The 6095-nt window shown below is 34.8% G+C and carries 6 protein-coding genes; all 6 read left to right on the top strand.

Going from position 1 to position 6095, the window contains the following annotated elements:
* Positions 1–1295 (top strand): transglutaminase domain-containing protein (locus tag J2743_RS03200; RefSeq protein ID WP_209625107.1); only part of this gene is annotated, 1295 nt, incomplete at its 5' end.
* A gap of 292 nt (positions 1296–1587) precedes the next feature.
* Entirely contained in the window at positions 1588–2010 is a 423-nt protein-coding gene (locus J2743_RS03195) for a DUF1616 domain-containing protein (RefSeq protein WP_209625106.1), read from the top strand.
* A 103-nt stretch (positions 2011–2113) separates the two neighbouring features.
* On the top strand, positions 2114–3073 hold the full coding sequence (locus tag J2743_RS03190) for an SDR family oxidoreductase (protein WP_245247984.1): 960 nt from the start codon (positions 2114–2116) through the stop codon (positions 3071–3073).
* A 142-nt stretch (positions 3074–3215) separates the two neighbouring features.
* Positions 3216–4943, top strand: a complete 1728-nt coding sequence (locus J2743_RS03185) for a glycosyltransferase family 39 protein (protein WP_245247982.1) — start codon at positions 3216–3218, stop codon at positions 4941–4943.
* Between the two features lie 352 nt (positions 4944–5295).
* Positions 5296–5586 (top strand): energy-converting hydrogenase A subunit A EhaA, encoded by a 291-nt coding sequence (locus tag J2743_RS03180; RefSeq protein ID WP_209625105.1) that lies wholly within the window; start codon positions 5296–5298, stop codon positions 5584–5586.
* A complete protein-coding gene (gene ehaB, locus J2743_RS03175; RefSeq protein ID WP_209625104.1) occupies positions 5583–6086 on the top strand; it encodes a [NiFe]-hydrogenase-3-type subunit EhaB in 504 nt (167 codons plus the stop codon). Before J2743_RS03180 ends, ehaB begins: the two co-directional genes overlap by 4 nt.
* Positions 6087–6095 lie beyond the last annotated feature (9 nt).

Below are 6095 nucleotides of genomic sequence, written 5' to 3'. Positions count from 1 at the left end.
AAGGAAACCCCATAACCACCACACTAACCATGCCCACATTCCTCAACCTACTAACCACCATAACACAAAAAATCAACAACAAAGACACCACACCCACCACACTCACAAACACCTACCAAAACCCCACATCATCACAAGAATTGATTCATTCTGGTGACATGTCTCTGGCTACATATGTTTCCGTTGCAGGAAGAGTGCAAAGATACATGGACCGCTACCTAATAGCACCCAACTACTCATCCTACAGCGGCCTGGGATCATACTTCGGATACGAAAACCTCATCTACACCTACAGCAAAATCCTAACCACCTACAACAACACCAAAACACTACCCTCTACTATCGCAGTAGTTCCTTGGAATAAATTTACTATTGATCAGGTGGCTGATGCTGCAACTTATGTGAAAAATTATGTGGATAATAATCATAAACTTCCTAGTTATGTGACTATTAATGGTGTTAAAGTGGAAATGTCTTCGTTCTTATTGATATTAACTACTGCTGTGACTGATATCAATAATAACACGGTAGGATCGGTTTATTATAATTACTGTGCATCTGCGGATTCTCCTTGTGATAGTCAAAGTAGTGGAGAAATGGATCTAGATGAATATGCGGATATTGCTGGAAGGGTTCAAAGGTATACGGAACGTTACTGGGAAGCACCTAACTATTCTTCTTACAGCAGCTTTGGAACATACTTCGGATACCATAATATGATTTACACGTTCTCCAAAATAATGTCTTATTATGATCAGAATGGAGAATTACCTGATTCTGTAGCAGTCCAATCCTGGTTTTCTATAATACTTCCACAATTAAACAATGTACCTTCTAGTTTACTTATTTGCATTCAACCCACTAAGAACTGTCAGTGCGATAACGCAGCAATTGAATCTCTTGCTTATAAACTGGCATCCGGAGGTAATAGTGTATGGGAAGTGGCAGACAACATATTTACTTGGGTGAGAGATAACATTAACTATTCTTTTTACTACAATACCAAGTACGGTGCTGTTGGAACTTTAAATAAAGGAGCAGGTAACTGTGTTGACACTACACATTTAATGATTGCTCTGGCCCGAGCCGTGGGAGTACCAGCAAGATATGTGCATGGAAACTGTTATTTCACAACAAGTGGACAATGGTATGGTCATGTGTTTGCACAGTTCTATATAAATGGTAAATGGTACAATGCGGATGGTACCAGTTACAGGAATACTTTAGGAACAATAAAAAACTGGAATACAAGCACGTGGATTCTTAAACAAAGATATGCTGAGCTGCCATTTTAAGATATAACGCCCATAAAATCAAAAAATCACCAAAAAGTAGAGGTCGATGATTTTTTGGCGGTTTTTGAAAGTTTTTTTTAATTTTTTTCCATTTTTTACTCAATAATAATCCACTTGAGATCATGAGAAAATTATTATTTTATGAGTCATGAACTTAACTTGTTTATGATAATTTGTTGGATAAACGAACCAAATACTGGATAGAATATAAATGGTATTTGTTTATACCTAAATGTTGACAATTATATTGATCAAAGAATACTCATATCAAAAATAATATGGAAGGACCTTAATGAATATCGATCGAACTATTGCAACAGTAATTGTGATTATTCTAATTATCGGGACAATAGGAATATTTAACATAACTTTAAATCCCACACCATCTGAAAAGTTCACAGAATTTTTTATATTGGATGGAGATGGAAAAGCTATTAATTATCCCACAAACCTTAGTGTGGGAGAACCAGCTAATCTCACTGTGTGTGTGGTTAACCATGAGTATAAAACAACCAGTTATCTGATTAAAATAACACAAGGAAATCAGATATTAAAAGAGGAAAATATTACTTTAAACAACGATGACAAAAAGGAGATACCATTTGAATTTACTGCAGGTTCTGCTGGAGAAGAAAAACTTGAATTTAAGTTATATAAATTACCAGACACGGAAAATGTTTACAGATATCTTTACCTTCAGATATATGTGACATAACAGTGGAAAAAATTTATTTGATGCCCAGAAGGTAATGAAGAATTTTATTTTCTGGAAATTTAGTTAATCAATTTTAATGGTTAATTAATTAAAAGAGGTTTAAATGAAAAACAAAAAAGTAATAGAGAATAAAAAAGTAGCAATCACAGGAGGGCTTGGTTTCATAGGATCCCACCTTGTGGAGAAACTCTGCCAGGAAAATGAAGTTGTTATTGTGGACAATGAATCATCAGGTAGTGTTAAAAACATCGAACACATTGAAACAGACAATATTCACCTTGAATTAGGGGATATCACAACAATTGATCTTGAAAAAAGTTTTGAAGGTTGTGACTATGTTTTTCATCATGCGGCTATGACTAGTGTTCCAGCTAGTGTCATGGATCCGTTTCAATGCAACTTGGTGAATATTACCGGTACCCTGAATGTTCTTCTGGCTGCCAGAGAAGTTGATGTTCAGAAGGTTGTTTTTGCTTCATCTTCAGCTGTTTATGGGGATAATACAAACTTCCCCCTATCAGAAAACTATCCTGTTAAGGCGATTTCACCATATGCTCTTAGTAAGGCAACTGGCGAGATGTACTGTCAGTTATTTAATGAGATTTACAATTTACCTACAGTTTCCCTCCGATACTTTAATGTTTTTGGACCGAGACAGGATCCTAATTCTGCATATGCTGCGGTGATTCCACATTTCATCAATGCCATGTTAAGTGATGAGAGGCCGGTTATATATGGTGATGGTGAGCAGACCCGGGACTTCATATACGTCAAACATGTTGTGGATGCTAATTTGAAGGCGTGCCAATCAGATTACACTGGAGTGTTTAATATTTCCATAGGAAACAACATTACAATCAACGAGCTTGTTGATAAAATAAACCAGGCAGTGGGGAAAGATATAGATCCAATTTATGATGATCCCAGACCTGGTGATGTAAAACATTCTCTGGCTGATACCTCAAAGGCAAGGTCTTTTGGTTTTAATCCACAAAGTAATTTTAGTGATGAGTTAAGGGAAACCATGGAATTTTTTGCCGATAACCGTAGAACTAAAAAATAAATAATCACTGCAAAATAAAATAACAAGTTAAAGAAGTTTAGAACTTCCTAATATTTTATAACTCCTATAACTCTTTTAAAATTAGAAATGACTTGTCAAATAGAATTAAACTTGTCGAATTTTAAAATTAATGGGTGATTAATTGGATAAAGGAAACAATAAAAAGAGGGGCATCTTTGAAAGCCTTAAAAAAATATGCATTAACCCCCTGTTTATCCTAATCTTAATCACCGTAGTACTGACTACTTATCTTCTCAGTGCCCAGATGAAGATAGGTGTTCCCTACTGGGACGTTTACAATTATTTGAATAATGCCATTATTTTTGCTGGGATGGGCGCAGCAAACAAAAACACCATTATTTATCTTGCCCCAATGATTCCATTTTTAACCTCTCTTTTTTTTAGAATGGGATATGTTTCAATAAATGCTATTTTCATAATAAGTGCGATTATATTCATGATAGGAGTAATTGGGCTTTATTTCCTTTTAAAAGAACGATTTAATGCTATTGGAAGTTTAACCGGTTGTTTAATCTTTATTTCTTTCCCGATTGTATTTTCATGGGCAGTTAGTGGCTGTATCGATATCCCAGGAATCTCATTTTCAATTTGGACCCTATTTTTCTTAGTTATTGGATTAAAAAAGGATTATAGATACTTATATCTTGTTTTACCAACATTTATGATGGCATTCCTCACGAGATATACCTCTGGTCTTATCATTCTCCCCATATTCCTTTACCTTTTAATTAACAAAGACCATATAAAAAAGATGGAAACTCTTAAAAAAATTGTTTTTGGCATCAGTATAGAGTTAGTAGTTCTAATAACTGCCCTGATCTACTTTTTTGTTAAGTTAAAAACTGCAGCTTCCATTTTCAGTTTATTTGCTTCAATTGCTTCATCTTCATTCACAGGTGCCAATGATGTTGCATATAACACCAACATTTTATATTACATCCAGAATTTATTGAATTACATCTCAGTTGGCCCATTTCAGGGATTTTATCAACAGATCTTGAACCCTTCTCAAGGAGTGCCAACATTATTAGCATATCTCCTATCATTAATCGTGCTATTTGGTATAATTTTTTACATTCACAGGATTTTCGGTGCAAAAATAAATTTTAAAGATAGAAAAATATTGCGTACTGGTATTGTAATCAAAATAGGGCTCATTTTAGTTTTGTTTATTTTAATGGTGGTTAGTTTCTATTATCAATACTTTACATTAAGTGAAATCATATTATTTGCATTCTTGTATGCTATATATATGATTTTAATCAAAAGCAATGCTGTTTATGATCAAAAAAAGCTTGAATTGGATTTTATGTTTTTATCTTGGTTTGGTGCTTTCTTAATCTTCCAAAGTACTCTACCTTTAAAGGTGGACAGATACTTTATCACCATGGCCCCAGCACTTGCATACTTCATTGTCCTGGGTTTGAGTGAATTTATCCGTAAATTCAAGAGTAAAATAAAAGATAAGAATTTTAAACCAGGGTTGATTTGCTTACTCATAGCTATGATATTTTTATCATGCTCCACCGCCACATATATTGGTCATACCCCGAAAAAAGCTTTTACAATAGATATTGATCATGCCTGCCAATGGATTAAAAATTATGATCCTGACTACAAAGATAAGGTTATATGTTCTGATTATCCAAACGCAGTTAACTGGTATCTTAAAAAACAAATCAGCCCAGGTTCCCCCACAATATATAAAACTAAGGAGAAATTTGAAGATCACCTTCAAGAAATTGATGTGGAGTACTATATTGATTCAACAAGTAACCCCCATCCAAAGATCGAAGGTTACCATATCATCAAAACATTTGGTGTTGTGGCAATATACAAAAAAATATAGTCTAAACTAATGACGTGTGATTAATGAAGATAAATTTATGAATTTATTAAGGATTGCCAAATTTTAGAAGAATCTGCTGACAAATTCTATAAAATTATTCTTAAATTCCTTAAAAGAAGGTAGTTCAAAGATTGAACGAAAGATTTAAAACAGTTCAATTGAAGATATAAAACAAGGATATTTTAGTCTTAAAGATCTATTGAACCTTCTAAAATAGCATGATAATGGAGTAAAATGTATTATTATCAATCAATGACCTTATAAATTGATGACCACATCATTAATTGATGATCCTGCTGAAATGACCCTAAGTAAAAACATTTATATACAAAAAGGAGACCACCTATTTATCATGATTATTCATGCTAATGTGTTCAGTTATATTATTGCTCTGGGTGTTGCATTAATACTTGGGCTGGTATTAAGACTACCTTTACTTCCAGATAAACCAATGAGAGACTCCTGGACTATCAGTGCTGTTTTCCCAACGGCTGTGCTGGCTATAGGTTTCTATGCCATGCTGTATGAATTGGGTTACCAGGGTTATATCGTTGCATTAATAACTGGAATTATTACCGCCTTATTTGCCAAATTTATTTTAGAAAAACTTGTTCCCAGACCAGAATCGGAGGAACCCCTATGAATGAAATTTTAGGTATTTTGCTGGCTGCTATTATTTGCTGGTTGAACTTTGTGTTAATAGATACCTGGATGGGACTCCCAGAATCACCAGGAGTGAAGGGAGCCGAAGTTATTGGCCGATCAGTTAAAAAAAGAGGGGGAGATCTGTCAGGGGGATTCTTCCAGGGAAACATAGTATGTTCACCTGATGCTTCTGCTGGTACATTACTGGCTTCCATAGCCTGTTATGCCATAGGCACTCCAGAAGGAGGGTTAGTAGCTGCTGTTTTAGTGTACTTTGGAAACAGGATATGCGCTGACCCTGGATATGCCGGTACCACCGGAGCCCTCAGCATTACTGTAATCATTTATTTAACATCATTTATCGGCTTTAAACCAGAATTTTTCATTGTCGGAATGGTTCTAGCTATTTTAACCATTCAGGGCCTTTACCAGACAGGGGCTTCCCGGCTTTTGGGAAAACTGGCTCATAAGATGGGGAGATACACCAAGTTAACTTAGGTGCTAAAT

It is taken from the genome of Methanobacterium petrolearium (assembly GCF_017873625.1).
Taxonomy (GTDB): Archaea; Methanobacteriota; Methanobacteria; order Methanobacteriales; family Methanobacteriaceae; genus Methanobacterium; species Methanobacterium petrolearium.
Note: the sequence above shows the minus strand (reverse complement) of the source record. Positions and strands in the feature narration are given on the sequence as shown.